17 protein-coding genes are annotated in these 14,277 nt (G+C 70.3%); 9 read left to right on the top strand and 8 right to left on the bottom strand.

Annotated features, from left to right (window positions below):
- Window positions 1-332: 332 nt before the first annotated feature.
- Window positions 333-1,553, top strand: a complete 1,221-nt coding sequence (locus ACZ56B_RS31595; protein ID WP_468798132.1) for an IS110 family RNA-guided transposase — start codon at window positions 333-335, stop codon at window positions 1,551-1,553.
- Between the two features lie 217 nt (window positions 1,554-1,770).
- On the opposite strand, the gene ACZ56B_RS31590 is transcribed toward ACZ56B_RS31595, so the two are convergent.
- From ACZ56B_RS31590 to ACZ56B_RS31580, 3 genes are all read right to left on the bottom strand, one after another.
- Window positions 1,771-2,490, bottom strand: coding sequence for an IS6 family transposase (locus tag ACZ56B_RS31590; RefSeq protein WP_468798130.1), 720 nt, complete (start codon window positions 2,488-2,490; stop codon window positions 1,771-1,773).
- A 40-nt stretch (window positions 2,491-2,530) separates the two neighbouring features.
- The gene (locus ACZ56B_RS31585) at window positions 2,531-3,040 is read right to left on the bottom strand and encodes a hypothetical protein (RefSeq protein ID WP_468798127.1); all 510 of its coding nucleotides are present in this window, start codon (window positions 3,038-3,040) and stop codon (window positions 2,531-2,533) included.
- Between the two features lie 105 nt (window positions 3,041-3,145).
- Window positions 3,146-3,649, bottom strand: coding sequence for a lamin tail domain-containing protein (locus ACZ56B_RS31580; RefSeq protein WP_468798124.1), 504 nt, complete (start codon window positions 3,647-3,649; stop codon window positions 3,146-3,148).
- 281 nt (window positions 3,650-3,930) lie between these two features.
- Here ACZ56B_RS31580 and ACZ56B_RS31575 point away from each other — a divergent pair, with 281 nt between their 5' ends.
- Window positions 3,931-4,146 carry a hypothetical protein gene (locus tag ACZ56B_RS31575; protein ID WP_468798121.1) on the top strand — a complete coding sequence of 72 codons (216 nt, stop codon included), beginning with the start codon at window positions 3,931-3,933 and terminating at the stop codon, window positions 4,144-4,146.
- A 19-nt stretch (window positions 4,147-4,165) separates the two neighbouring features.
- On the opposite strand, the gene ACZ56B_RS31570 is transcribed toward ACZ56B_RS31575, so the two are convergent.
- Both ACZ56B_RS31570 and ACZ56B_RS31565 read right to left on the bottom strand, forming a co-directional pair.
- Window positions 4,166-4,291, bottom strand: coding sequence for a hypothetical protein (locus tag ACZ56B_RS31570; protein ID WP_468798118.1), 126 nt, complete (start codon window positions 4,289-4,291; stop codon window positions 4,166-4,168).
- Between the two features lie 49 nt (window positions 4,292-4,340).
- A complete protein-coding gene (locus tag ACZ56B_RS31565; RefSeq protein ID WP_468798115.1) occupies window positions 4,341-5,273 on the bottom strand; it encodes a glutaminase in 933 nt (310 codons plus the stop codon).
- Between the two features lie 341 nt (window positions 5,274-5,614).
- Between ACZ56B_RS31565 and ACZ56B_RS31560 the strand changes: the two genes are divergently transcribed.
- Together ACZ56B_RS31560 and ACZ56B_RS31555 are read left to right on the top strand one after the other, a co-directional pair.
- Entirely contained in the window at window positions 5,615-6,337 is a 723-nt protein-coding gene (locus tag ACZ56B_RS31560; RefSeq protein ID WP_468798112.1) for an HNH endonuclease family protein, read from the top strand.
- On the top strand, window positions 6,334-6,621 hold the full coding sequence (locus tag ACZ56B_RS31555; protein WP_468798109.1) for a hypothetical protein: 288 nt from the start codon (window positions 6,334-6,336) through the stop codon (window positions 6,619-6,621). Before ACZ56B_RS31560 ends, ACZ56B_RS31555 begins: the two co-directional genes overlap by 4 nt.
- Window positions 6,622-6,764: 143 nt before the next feature.
- Here the strand turns inward: ACZ56B_RS31555 and ACZ56B_RS31550 are convergent, their stop codons facing one another.
- Together ACZ56B_RS31550 and ACZ56B_RS31545 are read right to left on the bottom strand one after the other, a co-directional pair.
- Complete coding sequence (locus ACZ56B_RS31550) at window positions 6,765-6,992, bottom strand: DUF6207 family protein (protein WP_468798106.1); 228 nt, start codon at window positions 6,990-6,992, stop codon at window positions 6,765-6,767.
- Window positions 6,993-7,335: 343 nt separating this feature from the next.
- On the bottom strand, window positions 7,336-7,794 hold the full coding sequence (locus ACZ56B_RS31545) for an excalibur calcium-binding domain-containing protein (protein ID WP_468798103.1): 459 nt from the start codon (window positions 7,792-7,794) through the stop codon (window positions 7,336-7,338).
- A 475-nt stretch (window positions 7,795-8,269) separates the two neighbouring features.
- Between ACZ56B_RS31545 and ACZ56B_RS31540 the strand changes: the two genes are divergently transcribed.
- From ACZ56B_RS31540 to ACZ56B_RS31520, 5 genes are all read left to right on the top strand, one after another.
- A complete protein-coding gene (locus tag ACZ56B_RS31540) occupies window positions 8,270-8,923 on the top strand; it encodes an HNH endonuclease family protein (protein WP_468798100.1) in 654 nt (217 codons plus the stop codon).
- Window positions 8,924-9,495: 572 nt separating this feature from the next.
- On the top strand, window positions 9,496-9,777 hold the full coding sequence (locus tag ACZ56B_RS31535) for a hypothetical protein (protein ID WP_468798097.1): 282 nt from the start codon (window positions 9,496-9,498) through the stop codon (window positions 9,775-9,777).
- The gene (locus ACZ56B_RS31530) at window positions 9,774-10,301 is read left to right on the top strand and encodes an RNA polymerase sigma factor (RefSeq protein ID WP_468798094.1); all 528 of its coding nucleotides are present in this window, start codon (window positions 9,774-9,776) and stop codon (window positions 10,299-10,301) included. The genes ACZ56B_RS31535 and ACZ56B_RS31530 overlap by 4 nt, the downstream gene beginning before the upstream one ends.
- Window positions 10,298-10,921, top strand: a complete 624-nt coding sequence (locus ACZ56B_RS31525) for a hypothetical protein (RefSeq protein ID WP_468798091.1) — start codon at window positions 10,298-10,300, stop codon at window positions 10,919-10,921. The genes ACZ56B_RS31530 and ACZ56B_RS31525 overlap by 4 nt, the downstream gene beginning before the upstream one ends.
- 277 nt (window positions 10,922-11,198) lie before the next feature.
- Entirely contained in the window at window positions 11,199-12,494 is a 1,296-nt protein-coding gene (locus ACZ56B_RS31520) for a VWA domain-containing protein (RefSeq protein WP_468798088.1), read from the top strand.
- Window positions 12,495-13,025: 531 nt separating this feature from the next.
- On the opposite strand, the gene ACZ56B_RS31515 is transcribed toward ACZ56B_RS31520, so the two are convergent.
- The gene (locus ACZ56B_RS31515; protein ID WP_468798085.1) at window positions 13,026-13,772 is read right to left on the bottom strand and encodes a vWA domain-containing protein; all 747 of its coding nucleotides are present in this window, start codon (window positions 13,770-13,772) and stop codon (window positions 13,026-13,028) included.
- Between the last annotated feature and the right edge of the window lie 505 nt (window positions 13,773-14,277).

The following is a 14,277-nucleotide window of genomic DNA, read 5'->3' as shown; positions in this document are numbered from 1 at the left end:
CCCCTGTCGGTCTCCTTCTATGGGCGGGCGTGTGTTGTGTCTGCGCGGTCCCCCCCCCCCCCCCCCCCCCCCCCCCCCCCCCCCCCCCCCCCCACCCCCGCTCGCACACAAACAGCGGCATCGTTACCTCTCGTGGTCCAAGCCGCCGCCAGGGAACACCTCTCACCGCTCGGCGAACGCACCAGTTCCGCAGCTGACCGAGACCCCTGGCGACCGCTGGGATTGCGAACGGCTAATCGGATGACGGGCCCCGAGCCCTGCCATTAGGGAGACGCGCAACCCCGCCACGGCGACGACCACCACACCACCGCCACCCACCCAGGGACACCACCATGACCAGCGTGTTCTGCGGCATCGACTGGGCCACCGACCACCACGACATCGCCCTGCTCGACCAGGCCGGCACCCTCCTCGCGAAGCTCCGCATCGACGACACCCCACAAGGCCTCAGCCAGCTCCTTCACCTGCTGGCCCAGCACGGGGACAGCCAAGACGCCCCGATCCCGGTCGCCATCGAGACCTCCCACGGACTCCTGGTCGCCTGCTTACGCGCCACCGGCCGACCCATCTACGTGATCAACCCGCTCACCGCCGCCCGCTACCGCGACCGCTACGCACTCAGCCGCAAGAAGTCCGACCACCTCGACGCCAAGGTCCTGGCCCACATCCTGCGCACCGACCCCGCCGAACACCGGCCCCTGCCCGCGGACAGCCACCTCGCCCAGGCCATCACCGTCCTGGCCCGAGCCCACCAGGACGCCGTCCGGGACCGCGTCCAGACCGGCAACCGGCTGCGCTCCCACCTGCGCGAGTACTTCCCCGGCTTCCTCCCCGTCTTCCGCCACTTCCGCGAAGGCCTCGCCTCCCCCGTCACCCGCACCCTGCTCGCCGCAGCCCCCACCCCCACCCAGGCCGCCCGGCTCACCCGCCCCCAGCTGCGGGCGATCCTGAAGAAAGCCGGACGTCAGCGGGAGATCACCGGCGAGGTCGAACGCCTCCACGCCCTGCTGCGCGAACCACAGATGCACCAGCCACCCGTCATCGAGCAGGCCATGGGCACCAAGACCCTCGCCCTGCTCAAGCAGTTCGACGCGGCCTGCACCAGCGCAGACGACCTCGAAGCAGCCACCACCACCGCCTTCGCCGCCCATCAGGACGCCGAGATCATCACCAGCTTCCCCGGCCTCGGCGCCCTCACCGGCGCCCGCGTCCTGGCCGAACTCGGCGACGACCACACCCGCTTCACCAGCCCGCGCGCCCTGAAGGCCTACGCCGGCTCCGCTCCCATCACCCGGTCCTCCGGACGCAAGACCACCGTCCTGGCCAGACACATCAAGAACCAGCGCCTGGCCTCGGCCGGCTACCTCTGGGCCTTCGCCGCCCTCACCGCATCCCCCGGAGCACGCGCCCACTACGACCGCCGCCGCGCAGCCGACGACCGCCACGTCGCAGCCCAGCGCAACCTCTTCAACCGGCTACTGGGCTGCCTGCACCACTGCCTCACCCACCGCATCCCCTACGACGAACAGACGGCCTTCCCCAACCCGGCTTGACTGATCAACCGCATCGGATGTCTGTCTCCGCCCCGCTTGGCGACGGCCCCGCCGGTCCGGGCGCGCAACAGCCAGCGCAGCAAGCCACCTGGGGCTCTGCCCCAGACCCCGGCCCTTCCTCCGAGGGGCATCGGGGTCGAAGGCGTTGTCACGTTGTTGGATTTGTGGGCGTCTGACGACGTGTCGGGGCGTGGAGGCTTGCGGTTCTGGTCCGTGTTCAGGCCATGGCGGGCAGGCCGACGGTGCCGGTGATCTGCTCCCAGATCGCGAAGCGGACGGTCATCTCGGCGCGGTGGTCGGGGGCGGTCATCAGGTGGCGGCGGGGTCGGAAGTGGGGTGAGATGCCGCTGAACGCGGCCAGGAACCGCTGGGCTCCGCCGACGCTGCGGAAGCCTTTCATGGCCCGTTCGCGCTGCCTCGTCGGCTGGTGGCTGTTCTCGGCCCGGTTGTTCAGGTACTTCGAGGTGCGGTGTTCCACCCTCGGCATGACCTGGCGGTGGGCCGCGCCGTAGGAGCGGAGTTTGTCGGTGACCACCACCCGCGGCGTGTACTCCAGGTTCCTCAGGAGCCGGCGGAAGAACCGGACAGCCGCCTGCGTGTCGCGTCGGGGCTGGACCAGGATGTCGAGGACGTTGCCGTCCTGGTCCACGGCCCGCCACAGGTAGTGCAACCGGCCGTTGATCTTGATGAAGACCTCGTCCAGGTGCCACGTGTCCCCGGGCCTCGGCCGTCGCCGGCGCAGGGCGTTGGCATACTGCTGCCCGAACTTGCCGCACCAGCGGCGGACCGTCTCGTAGGAGACGAGCACTCCGCGCTCGAGCATCGGCTCCTCGACTTCCCGGAACGACAGCGGGAAGCGGTGATACGGCCACACGCAGTGGGAAATGATCTCGACCGGGTACCGGTGCCCCTGGTACGACGGCGACGCGGCACCCACGAGCAAACCCCTTCTCGGAGCGATCAACCTGAAGATCACCCTACGGGAACTCCCCAACGTGACAATGCCAGCGGCCGTACCGGCCGCGGGAGTGGGCGAGCGGGATACCGAGAGAGCGCAGGCCGGCATGGGCGCGGCGGTCGTAGACGGCCATGCGGTCCGGCGCGGCCGCGGTCAGCACGGCGGAGGCCGGCGCGTCACCGGAGGTGAGACCGGGGAGCCCGGCCAGGGCGGCCCGGCCGGCCCGGGCCGCAGCACTGCGGCTGAGGGAGGGATCGCGTACGGCGGCCACGGCCGCCGCCGTCGCTCGCCGCGCCTCGGCGTCCGCCACGGCCATGAGCGCCCCGGCCCAACGGGTGCCGGCGCGCAGGCGCTTCCACAGCAGCGCCCCGATGCCGGCCTTGCCGGGGCTTCCTTCCCCCCGGGCGCGGTGGGCCACGTGGTGCAGGACCTCGTCGTGGTGCGGGCTGACCGTGCGCGTGCAGGCGTCCCGCGCGGCGATGAGCTGCTGCCAACCGTCACCGCCGACCCCAGCGCCCTCGCCCGCCACGGCCTCCTGCTCCCTTTGTTCCGCCGCGGTGGTCCGAATAGGCGGGGGGCCGGCCACGCGGGGCGGGCATCCGCGTGGCCGGCCTTCACCGGGGGTGGTCGGTGGTCAGCCGTGGTAGGTGATGTAGCCGTTGCCGTCGCGGTCGTTGTTCTTCTTGGTGTAGGCGTGGACGTCGGCGCGGGCCCCGCCCGGCTTGTAGAGGTAGATGGTGTCCTTGTCGTTGTTCCACAGGAAGTTGCAGTTCTGGCGGTAGGCGACGTTCTTGGCGTCGGAGTCGGTGCCCCGGCCGCCGCGCAGGCTGACCTGGTCGCCGGGCTCGAGGGTGTGGCTGTTTTTGAAGGTGAAGGTGTTGCCGGCGGCGTCCTTGACCTTGTAGCCCTTGAGGTTGACCTTCGCGGTCTTCGAGTAGTTCTTGATCGTCAGGTACTCGTGGTGGGTGTTGCCCCCCGAGCACTTGTTGGAGTCCCGTCCCGGGGCGTCGTACTGGATGCCCTTGACCTTCAGCGCCGAGGAGTACTCGGCCGCCTGCGCCGGAGAAGCCGCGGCGAGGCCGAGCGCGGTGACGGCCGCGGCGGTGGCGGCGGCGGGCAGGGTGCGGCGGATGCGCATGAGGAATCCCCCCTCAGTGGTGCGGATGAAGCGTTCGAGATCATAACGAGCCAGTGAGGACCCGGTGGCGGAAACGTGGAGAAAGAGTGAGGCAGGCAGGGCGGGGCGGCCGGGACAGCCCAGCGCCGGGTCCTTCCGGACAAGGCGCAGGGAGCCGCCGCGCACGCCGCTGGCCGCGCCGTGCCACCCTGGCCGGGGCCCGCCGCGCCTCCCCCGTCGCGGCGGGGCTTTGTCTGTCAGCCCCGGGCCTCGACGACAGCGGCCCGGACGCCGACCCGGCGGTGATCACCGGCTACAAGGCCGCGCGCAACCGGCCCCTGACCAGGGGGCAGAGACTGTCCAACAAGGCGCTCGCCGCCGTCCGGGCCCCGGTCGAGCCCGGCTTCGCCCACCTGAAGAACCGGCGCGTGCTCGGCAAGGTCCGCACCGACCCGAAATGGGCGACTGCGCGGGTACGGGCCCTGCTGGTCCTGACCAACCGCGAAGTCACCCGCTGACCGTTGGTCTTCACCGAAGTCACACGCTCACCACCGGCGAGAGCACCCCGGCAGCGGCGCACACCAGACCCGTGACCTGCCACTGCACGATGCACGCCACCCACTGCTTCAGGCCCTGACGCAGGGCGGTGTCCAGCACGCTCATACGTGACCGTCGACAGGCCGGAGCCTCAAAGCCGCCCGGCCCGGCGGGATCAGAACACCGACAGCCCCGTGAGCGTGGTGAAGAGGTCCAGTGCCGCCACTCCGGCGACGGAGTTGCCCCGTTCGTCCAGGCCGGGGCTCCACACGCACAGTGCGCAGCGACCGGGCACGACGGCGATGATGCCGCCGCCCACCCCGCTCTTGCCGGGCAGGCCGACGCGGTAGGCGAAGTCGCCGGCGGCATCATAGGTTCCGCAGGTCAGCATGACGGCGTTGACCTGCTTGGCCTGGCTGCGGGTCAGCAGCCGGGTGCCGTCGGCGCGTACGCCGTGCCGGGCCAGAAGGGTGGCCGCCAGCGCAAGGTCGGCGCAGGAGGCCGTGACCGAGCACTGGCGGAAATACTGGTCGAGCAGGAGCGGGACAGGGTTGTCGATGTTGCCGTAGGAGGCCATGAAGTGGCCGAGGGCGGCGTTGCGGTCGCCGTGCGCGGCCTCCGAGGCGGCGACCGCCAGGTCGAAATCGAGATCCGGGTTCCCGCTCTCGGCACGCAGCAGCCGCAGGAGCTCGCCCGCCGCGTCACCGGTGCGGGTGTGGAGGCGGTCGGTGACGACCAGGGCGCCGGCGTTGATGAACGGGTTGCGCGGGATGCCGTTCTCGTACTCGAGCTGTGTCAGGGAGTTGAACGGGTTGCCGGAAGGTTCGCGGCCCACGTGCTCCCACAGTTCGTCGCTCTCGTGGGCCAGGTCCAGGGCCAGGGTGAAGACCTTGGTGATGGACTGCGTGGAGAACGGCTCGCGCCACTCGCCCACCCCGTGGACGGTGCCGTCCAGCTCGGCGACGGCCATGCCGAAGGCGCGCGGGTCGCGGGCGGCGAGCGCCGGGATGTAGTCGGCGGACCGCCCCCGGCCGGGCGTCCGCGCGATCTCCTCGGCAATCCGCTCCAGAACCTGCTGATAGTCCATCGTCGATGTCACGGCGCCCATTGTGCGCACCAGGCCCACGGGACTGCGGTCAGGCCCTCGTCGGCGATGGCGCGAACCGCCGGCGACCTCCGATCTCCGCCCGGAACCCGTGACCTGTGACCTGTGACCTGTGACCTGTGACTTCACGATGCACACTACTCAGTGGCCCGGGGCCGGACGCGCCCCCCGTCCCCGCGGCAACTCGCTGCAGGGCTCCCGGGCGGCGGCCCGCCCCCGGGAACGGCCGGCCTACCCCGTTCGCCTGGATGCGGGGACGCGGGCTGCTGGGCGGTTCGCGGTGGCCGGTAGGGTGCGCGGGCAGGAGCAACCGGCTCCAGCAGGCGGAGTGTTGAGGGCGGGTCATGACGGGTCGGCGGGTGTGGTGGGGGCGGGGCTTGGCACTGGCGGCGGTGCTGGCGGTGGCCGGCTGCTCGGCCCTCGAGGAGGCGGCATCACCGCCACCGGCCGGGGACGGCAAGCCCCCCGCCTCGGCCGGGGCCGGCGGCGGCCGGGCGACCGGTGCGGCCACGACCCTGCCCGGCGTGCCCAGCGAGCAACAGGCGCGCAAGGAACTGGCCACGCTGAAGGTCGCCGCACAAGGCTCGATGACCGGCTACAGCCGTGCCAGGTTCCCCCACTGGGCGGAGCAGGGCGAGTCCTGCAACACGCGCGAGAGGGTCCTGGAGCGGGACGGGACGAACGTGCGGCGGGACGAGGAGTGCCGGGCGGTGTCGGGCACGTGGGTCAGCGTCTACGACGACCAGACCTTCACCGACGCCTCCGATCTCGACATCGACCACACCGTGCCGCTGGCCAACGCCTGGCGCTCCGGCGCCGACTCCTGGACCCAGGACAAGCGCAGAGCGTTCGCCAACGACCTGGCCCGTCCGCAGCTGCTGGCCGTCTCGGCCGCCTCCAACCGCTCCAAGGGCGACCAGGGACCGGAGGCATGGCAGCCGCCGGCCAAGACCTACTGGTGCACCTACGCCCGCTCCTGGACCACGGTGAAGGCCGCCTACGACCTGACCATCACGGAGGCGGAGAGGGACATGCTCACCGAGATGCTGGACACCTGCACCCCATGACCACACACGACCCAGCCCACCCCCAGCAGCTGGTGGACCACGTCACCGCGGGGCCCGGCGGGGCCATGACCGACGAGGTCGGCGTCATCACCGGCGACCTCACCCTCGCCACCCGCCTGCGCCCTGACGGACAGGCCCACCTCGCCGTCCAGTACACCGGCGCCGAGGAGTGGTACACCCTCACCGGCAGCCCCGTCCCCCTGCCCCCCGCCGGACTGGAAGCCCTGCACCACGACCTCCTTGAGCGCATCCGCCAAGGAAACGCCGCCCAGGCCGCGCCCTGAGCCGCCGGCCCGGCAAGCCCCGGACGCGGCCCGGGCGGCCACCCGCACGAACCCGCCCGCGGCCGCGGCTCACCGCACCACTGCACGAACCGCCCGGCCCCGGGCGCCACTCCCTTCCCCGGGGAGCGTGCGCCGGTCGGTCGTCAGGTGTGGAGTTGCTGGTGCAGGTCCACGTAGCAGCGCAGCCGCACGCCCGGCTCGCCCGGGTCCCGGGTGGTGCGCTCCGCGGTCGCGGTCGCCCACCGGGCCGCGAGCGCCTCCTGGAAGGCCAGGGCCGTCTGGTCATCTGCGGCGGCGACGTCCACGACGAGCAGCCCCGGTTGCGATACGTGCGCTTCATTGATCGACTCCACGTATTGCAGACGGCGCACCGGCCGCGCCGGATACCCCGCCCGACCCTGGTTCACCCGGACGAGCCGGCACCCGGTGCCCGTTGTTGACGGCGCTGCCCGCAGACCGGGGCGGGCCCGGCCGCACATCCGTGCCTCGAGGCGGCGGTCACCGCGCCCGGCGGGGCCGCCGCCCGCGGCCTGGAAAAGGGAAGGACCGGCCGCGTGACTCGTGGCGTCGCGTGTCCTTGATCGGGTGACGGTGCACCGGTGGGCGTGCGGATGCGGCCGTCGGTGACGGCTTGCGCGGTACCGGATATCGGTCCGGTGCCGGGCGCAGGGGCCGTCCGGGTGCATGTCCTGGCGTGGCGGGGTCTGGGGCGGGTTATCCCCAGTCGCAGCCGATGCCGTCGCCGTCGCGGTCGAGGTGGGAGCCGTAGCCGGGTTCGCCGCGGCGGACGGGGGTGGCGCCGGCGGCGCGTGCGGCGGCGCAGTTCCGGTAGTAGACACTGCCCCCACCACCACCGCTGCCGTCGCTGCTGCTGTATCCGCCGCCGCTGTCGGGTTTTTCGGTGACGGTCTGCGTCACCTCCACCTCGACCTCCACGGTCTCGGTGACGGTGGAAGCGGGTTCGGGCTCGGCAGTGGGGGTGACGGTCACGGTTGCGGTGACCGTGGCGGACGGCCGGGACGCGAGGGGCCTGGCATCGTCCCGCGGCTTGGGATCGCCGGCGCCGGCTCCGATGCCGAGGAAGAACGCCAGGCCGAGCGCGGGCAGCACGAAACGCTTGCGGGCCCACTTCGGTGCGGGCCGCCCCGCTGCCGACGTGTATGGGTTGGTCATGTCGCCCCCGTTGAGTGATCGCGGAAACGCTGACAGTAGCGCCCCGGTGAAGGAACTGTGAAGCCGCACGGAGAGGGGGCGTTGACGGAGCCTGGACCACGGGTGCAGGGCACCCCGCGCCGGCGGGGAGGGCTCGGCCGCCTGAGCCGTTGTACGACGACGCGCAAGAGCCGCCGTCCTTCCGGCGCGGGTGGCAGGCGGTCGGAGGGTGCGCCGGGTCGGGGGGAGGTGGCCTGCGCCGGCCGGCAGGGGAAGGCGCCCGGCAGCCGGGCGGCGGGGAAGGAGGCGCGGCTACTTCGCCTCGGGCCCTCGGCGCGGCGAACAGCCGGGGCGTACGGACGCGCTCGAGCGTGCGGCGCCTGGGCGGGAGGGAGGGCCGTGCCGCCCGGTTCCCGGTACGACCATTGCACCCACACGGGCGGCGCACTCGGCAAACGGCCGACCGCGCCCCGCCAGGTGCCGCTATCAACGGCGCATGTTCCCCGCCGTGCTGCGCGGCCTGGCCGCCGCCGCCCTCGCCGTCCTGCCCCTCACCCTCCCCGCCCACGCCGCGGAGACGCTGCCGCTGACCGAGGCCGTCCCCCGCCTGCCGGTGGAGTCCGAGTCCCGCGACGGCTACGACCGGGACGCCTTCCGCCACTGGAACACCGGGGAGAACCCGTCCGACGGGTGCAACACCCGCGCGGAGGTCCTGCTCGCCGAGGCCGTCGAACCCCCCGTGGTCGGGCCCGGCTGCCGTCTGACGGGCGGGCGCTGGTTCTCGTACTACGACCAGGTGTGGGTGACGTCCGCCTCCGGCCTGGACATCGACCACATGGTGCCCCTCGCGGAGAGCTGGGACAGCGGCGCGTCCGCGTGGACGGCGCAGCGTCGTGAGGCGTATGCCAACGACCAGGGCGCCGACGCCAACCTGGTCGCGGTCACCGCCCGCTCCAACCGGTCCAAGGCCGACCAGGACCCCGCCCAGTGGCTGCCGCCCGCGGCCGGGGTGCACTGCCGGTACGCCGCGGAGTGGGTGGCCACGAAACTTCGCTGGAGTCTTGCGGCCGACGAGGCCGAGGTGGCGGCCCTGCACGAGACGGCGGCCGGCTGCCCGGACCAGACCGTGACCTACGAACCGGCCCCATAGCCCGCCGGGTAGCCGTCGACCACCCGGGACGAGTACGCCGCGCTCGGCGAAGGTCCGGCTCGTACGGCTCTCGGCTGGGTCCTTCCCGCCGACGTGGGGGTGTTCCGTCGGCCAGCCCTCTTCCCGTAGGGCCGCATCTGTGTGTACGGGATGCGCTGCTCCCGCTCAACCCGCCGCAGCTCATCGGCTCGGATCAGGAACCGTGCGGGAGGGGCGCCGGGGGCGAGCACGTGGGGGAGCGGAGTAGCCCGGTTCTCCCCTCGCGTGACGAACACGCGCCGGTCACCGGGGAGCCTTGGCGCACTTGCCACACCGCTCCGGAGCGCACGTGCGACCCCACAGCGCCCCGGGTAGGCCCTGCCGGCCTCACAGTCGCCCGCACACAGCCGACCCGAGTATGAGTTGGGAGGGGGCGGCTCGTGTTTGCGCTGGTCACAGCGGGCTTGAGGAGGCAACTGAGGCCTCTGTAAAAAAAGTTGGCTCGTGACGTCCGGATTCCGGCCCGTCGGTGCGTGTAGGGAGTGAGGGTGTGGGTGCCCTCATCAACGAGTCGATGATGGGAGGCCGGTCCGGTGACCTGGCTTGAGTGGATGGGAGCGGGTGGGATTTCGGTCCCGCTGATGTTCCTGGCGTACTACGCGCTGCGCCGTACCAAGAGCGCGGTGGAGATGTGCCTGAAGACGTACCTCCAGGCACGCGCGGAGCGCGAGCAGCGCGCGACGATGATCGCGATGGCAGCGGCGCTGCCGGGGGGCGGGGCCGCGGCCCGTTTCGAGGAAGGGCAGCCGGCCTGGTTGTTCTATAAGCACTCGGAGCAGGGCCAGCCGGCGATCGTCACCCGGGAGGCTGTGTGACCGAGCCCGACCGGGGCACGGACTTCGAGGCGTTCGTCCTCGAAACCAGCGCGGCGTTCCTCCGCGTGGCCCGGGCCGAAGCAGATGGCGACCTGCACAGCGCGGAAGATGCTGTGCAGGTCGCCTATATGCGCATGTTCACGTCGTGGGAAAAAATCGTAGAGCGGCCCGGAAACCGGGCCGCCTACGGCCGCACCGCGGTCAAGAACGCGGTGATCGACCAGTTCCGACGTAACAAGCGAATGACACCTGCACCGTTGCAGGAGCTGCCCGAACAAGAATCCCGGATCGGCATCCCCGACGCCGCCTACGAAATGATCAAAGAGGGTATCGATGAGCTAGTCGCCAAACTTCCCGACCGGCAGCGGCAGGTCATCACCCTGTGCGTTCTCCAGGACATCAGCCCTGAAGACGCCGGGAAGCGCCTGCGCCTTAAGGAGGAGTCGGTGAAGCGCAACATTCGCATGGCCATCAAGAACCTGAAGAAGTTCATCAACGAGACCGGCGAGGAGGAAACCGCATGAGCAACTCCGATAAGGAAAACGAGCAGAACGCCATCCGGCTCCTCGCCGTGTGGACCCTGCTCGAACGCTCTGAGCAGGCACTTACGAGGAGTCCGCGGACACCCGAGGACTCGATCCAGGCGGAGGGGGGCCAGCTTGCCGGCTGGCCCCCGGCCCCCGCCCCCTGCCCGGACGACCGAGAGCACACCGAAGCCAGGAGCGAGCTCGTACTCCTACTGGCACGCGAGTGCGCACGTAAAATCACTGCAGGGGAAACCCGCCGAATCGCGGAGCTCCTGGAGTATTTGGACCGCGACGCGGAGGCTCTCAAGTGGTGGAAATGGGCGGCAGAACGCGGTGATCGGGATGCGCGTGACTATCTCGAAATGCTTCATGCTGAAAGGTGTGAGCAAGAGAACTCGTCAGCTGCATCTCCAAGCTCAGAACTGGAAAAAAGTGCGGCGCTATATGTGTGGAAAGCCAGCAGGACAACTGCCGGGTCACACACGTTCGCAGCAGTTCAACTAGCGTTGAACGCTGCAGTGAACCCAGAACTGAGTGAAGACGCGAAGCAACTGGTGAGGGAAATCGAGGAGTACTTGCAGCGCCCTGATCGCATGACAGACGGAAGGCGGCGTTGATGCGTCAAACTCTTCTGCCCTGCCCGAAGGAAACAGGAGACACTCTATAGGAATACCCATCACGAGTGCCTCACGCTGAGGCACGCAACGACTCGTTGAGGCAGCGGCCCGCCCTACCGGCGGGCCGCTGCCGCGTTTGGTGCGCAAAACGACTGACGGACCCAAGAGATGCAGCTTGCTCCACGCAGCAGGACGATCCCGCCCCAGGCCCGCCCTGCGCGATGCGATCGTCGGCATTTCCCGGGGACTGCCGCTGGGAAGGATGCGCATGCCAGATATGGCGAAGTGGCAGCAGCGCCGTGCGGAGGTGACTACCGTTTCCTCTCTGGCGATCACAGGGGGCGGGATGCAGACGACGTCACTGCGTAAAGGTGAGAACACGACGCTGTCGACAGCACGGACGGTGCTGTCGGTGTCGGTCCAGGGACTGTCGGCGGATGTGTCCGCACTGCTGCTCGGCGCCGACGGCAAGGTCCGCGGTGACCACGACCTGGTCTTCTACAACCATCCCGCCCAGGACGGTGTATCCGTTGCGGGTGCGGCGGTCACTGCGGACCTTCCTCGTCTGCCGGCCGACGTGCACCGCGTGATCGTGGTGGTGAGCGCCGATCCGCTGCAGCCCGGTGCCGTCTTCACCCGGGCACCTCAGCTGTCGATCACCCAAGGCGGAGTGACGCCGGCGTCGTTCACCGCGCCGGACTTCAGCGCGGGGGAGACCGTCGTGGTCCTGGCGGAGCTGTACCGGCGCGGGGACGGCTGGAAGATCCGGGCCGTGGGACAGGGCTACGCCACCGGCCTTGCGGGACTGGCAACCGACTACGGCGTTGATGTCGACCCCGAGCCTCCCGCCTCACCTGCTGTACCGCTTCCCGCGCAGACACGCACGGCTACGGGACGCGCCGCTGCAGTAGATCTGACGAAGCTGGAGCGGCAGGCTCCGGGTCTCCTCGCCCCCGCGCGACAGGCCAGTCAGGCCCTCGTGGACCGCGGGATCTCGGGACGGCGAGCTGCGGTCTACCTGATCCTGGACCACGACTGGCACATGGAGGAGCTGTACGAGTCGTTCGCCGTGCAGGCCTTCGCCGAACGCGTCCTGGCCCTGTCGGCCAACCTCGACGACGACGGCACCGTGCCCGTGATCTTTTCCAGCGGGCGAGAGCCGTTCCTGGAGGAGATCCGGCTGGACAACTACCGCGGCCGTATCGGACAGCTGCACACCCAGGTCGACTGGGGCTGGGGCAACGTCGCCGACGCGATGCGCCGCGCGGTCAGCCACTACCAGGAATCCGGCGCCTCAGACCCCGCCTTCATCGTGACCCAGGTCGGCGACGAACCCTGGGACAAAGCAGAGGTCCGCTCCATGCTCCAGAACACCGCCTCACTCGGCATCTTCTGGCTGTTCGTGGGGTTTGGCCGTGGCAAGCTCGCCTTTTACAAGAACCTCAACGCCTCTGCCTCTGCCACCTTCACCAATGTGTCCTTCTACGACGCCAGCAAGAATCCGGGATCAGTGCCCGGAGAGCGGTTCTATACCGGCCTTGTCGCCGCCTTCGCCGCCTGGATGCGGTCGTGAGCCAGCACATCGAACCAGATGCGGTGTGTGGTGCGTCGGGCCCGTGTGCTCTGCTTCGGGCAGCCCGGCACATCAGGAAAACGGACCCGGCTGGTACGGCGGAGCTATGGTGTCAGCCAGCGGGCTTTGCGGTCCCTTCGGCCTGACCCTGTTCCTGGTTATAGAGGGCGCGGGCCTCGGTACGGCGCGCTGCCAGCCGCGTTCGCTGCCGCCATGCCAATTGTGTAGCGGTTCCTGCCTGCTTGGCTCAGCTCCTCGAGCGCAGTGGGGACGGCTTGATCGCGGCGCACGCGGCCCGAGCCCTCTCTGGTTGCCTCGCCCGTCTTCCGAAAGTCGTCCAGCGCCGGTACCGGTCCTCTCCTGCCAGGCCGACCAGAATGCTTCCGCCGTGTCCTGGCTGAAGTAGGGGATGTGATCGACCGTGCGGGCCGCCTTTGGACGTCGATGCTTCCTCGGCCGCTGCTCTGCTGGGCGGACCGGTGGACCACGGTGGTCGCCGACGCACCGGCGCGAGGGACGCCCTTGGAGGTTTCACCGCACGATGCCGGCGGCGCGGGCGGCGGTCAGCCAGTCGGGGAACTCCTGCAGGAGCCGGTCGAAGAGGTGGTGGTCCGGGACGGCCTGCGGGGTGCGGCCGGCGTGGAAGAAGCCCGCGTTGTCGACGATGCGGCGGGCCGGGACGGCGAGGGTGTCCAGCTTGCGCAGGAACGCGAACTCGTTGTCGTCGGGGTCGCCGAAGCCGATGAACTGCCAGAACAGAGGAAGGCGGGCGGCCTTGCACAGGTAGCGTTCGGCAGCGAACCTGCTGGTGGGACCGCCGTCGGTCTGGAAGACGACCAGGGCGGGGCAGCGGCTGCCGGATTCCAGGTAGTGGTCGATGACCGCGTCCATGGCCCAGTGGTAGTTGGTGCGCCCCATGTGGCCGAGGTTCTCGTGCAGCTTGTTGATCCGGCCGCGGTGCCCGCCGAGCGCCAGGTCGGTGGTCCCGTCCACGTCGGTGGAGAAGAACACCACCGGAACGGTCCCGTCGTCATCGAGGTGGGCCGACAGCGACAGCACCTGCTCGGCCAGGTGCTGCAGGGTGCCGTTGCGGTAGTAAGGCCGCATCGACCCGGAGCGGTCCAGCACGAGATACACCGCGGCCCGCACGTCCTCCAGCCCGTGCCGGCGCACGCTGGCGCCCGCTGCCTTGTACAGGCTGATCAGATCGGGCGCTCTTTCCTGCACCTTGGTCAGGCTGATGGCCGCGGTGCGCTCACTGCCGTTCGTCGGGATCACCCCCTCATGGTGACGCCTCGTTCCCGAGCAGGTGCAGCATTTGCCCGTTCGGCTGGGGACAGTGCGGCCTGGTCCGCTTGCTCTGCTCATCCTGCTGGTCCTGGTCGGCCTGATCGCCGTCGGAGCTCTGGCCTGCCTCGTTTATCGTCACCCGGCCTATAGCGTCGGCTTGCGCGACGTCTTCTCGCGCGAGCCGGGTGCGGGCCTGCGCGGGAGGACGGTCCTGCGGCGGGCACAGACGGCGTTGCTGCACCGAGGCCTGATGTCCCAGATCATCTGGAGTCGGCGTCCGGCGGCCCGGAGCTGCATGTTCGGGAAGGTGATCAGCAATGGTGTGTGCACGGCGTGTCAGGGGTGGCCCGTCACCGAGGACGTGCTCGCCCAGCTCGGCCGGCGGGTCGGGGGGTGGTGCGGGGGGGTGCCTCTATGTCTTTCGTCAAGGCGTCCGGGCTGGGCTTGGGGTGGTTCGGCTTGCTGGGTCATGCGGCGAGTTCGACGTCTTTGG

The organism is Streptomyces sp. NPDC034670 (assembly GCF_055574875.1).
This window is presented reverse-complemented; position numbering and strand designations above follow the sequence as displayed.

Coding starts and splice junctions, on each gene's coding strand:
- ACZ56B_RS31595 (WP_468798132.1), top strand. CDS start 333: ATGACCAGCGTGTTCTGCGGCATCGACTGGGCCACCGACCACCACGAC.
- ACZ56B_RS31580 (WP_468798124.1), bottom strand. CDS start 3,649: ATGCGCATCCGCCGCACCCTGCCCGCCGCCGCCACCGCCGCGGCCGTC.
- ACZ56B_RS31570 (WP_468798118.1), bottom strand. CDS start 4,291: ATGAGCGTGCTGGACACCGCCCTGCGTCAGGGCCTGAAGCAGTGGGTG.
- ACZ56B_RS31565 (WP_468798115.1), bottom strand. CDS start 5,273: ATGGGCGCCGTGACATCGACGATGGACTATCAGCAGGTTCTGGAGCGG.
- ACZ56B_RS31560 (WP_468798112.1), top strand. CDS start 5,615: ATGACGGGTCGGCGGGTGTGGTGGGGGCGGGGCTTGGCACTGGCGGCG.
- ACZ56B_RS31555 (WP_468798109.1), top strand. CDS start 6,334: ATGACCACACACGACCCAGCCCACCCCCAGCAGCTGGTGGACCACGTC.
- ACZ56B_RS31545 (WP_468798103.1), bottom strand. CDS start 7,794: ATGACCAACCCATACACGTCGGCAGCGGGGCGGCCCGCACCGAAGTGG.
- ACZ56B_RS31540 (WP_468798100.1), top strand. CDS start 8,270: ATGTTCCCCGCCGTGCTGCGCGGCCTGGCCGCCGCCGCCCTCGCCGTC.
- ACZ56B_RS31525 (WP_468798091.1), top strand. CDS start 10,298: ATGAGCAACTCCGATAAGGAAAACGAGCAGAACGCCATCCGGCTCCTC.
- ACZ56B_RS31520 (WP_468798088.1), top strand. CDS start 11,199: ATGGCGAAGTGGCAGCAGCGCCGTGCGGAGGTGACTACCGTTTCCTCT.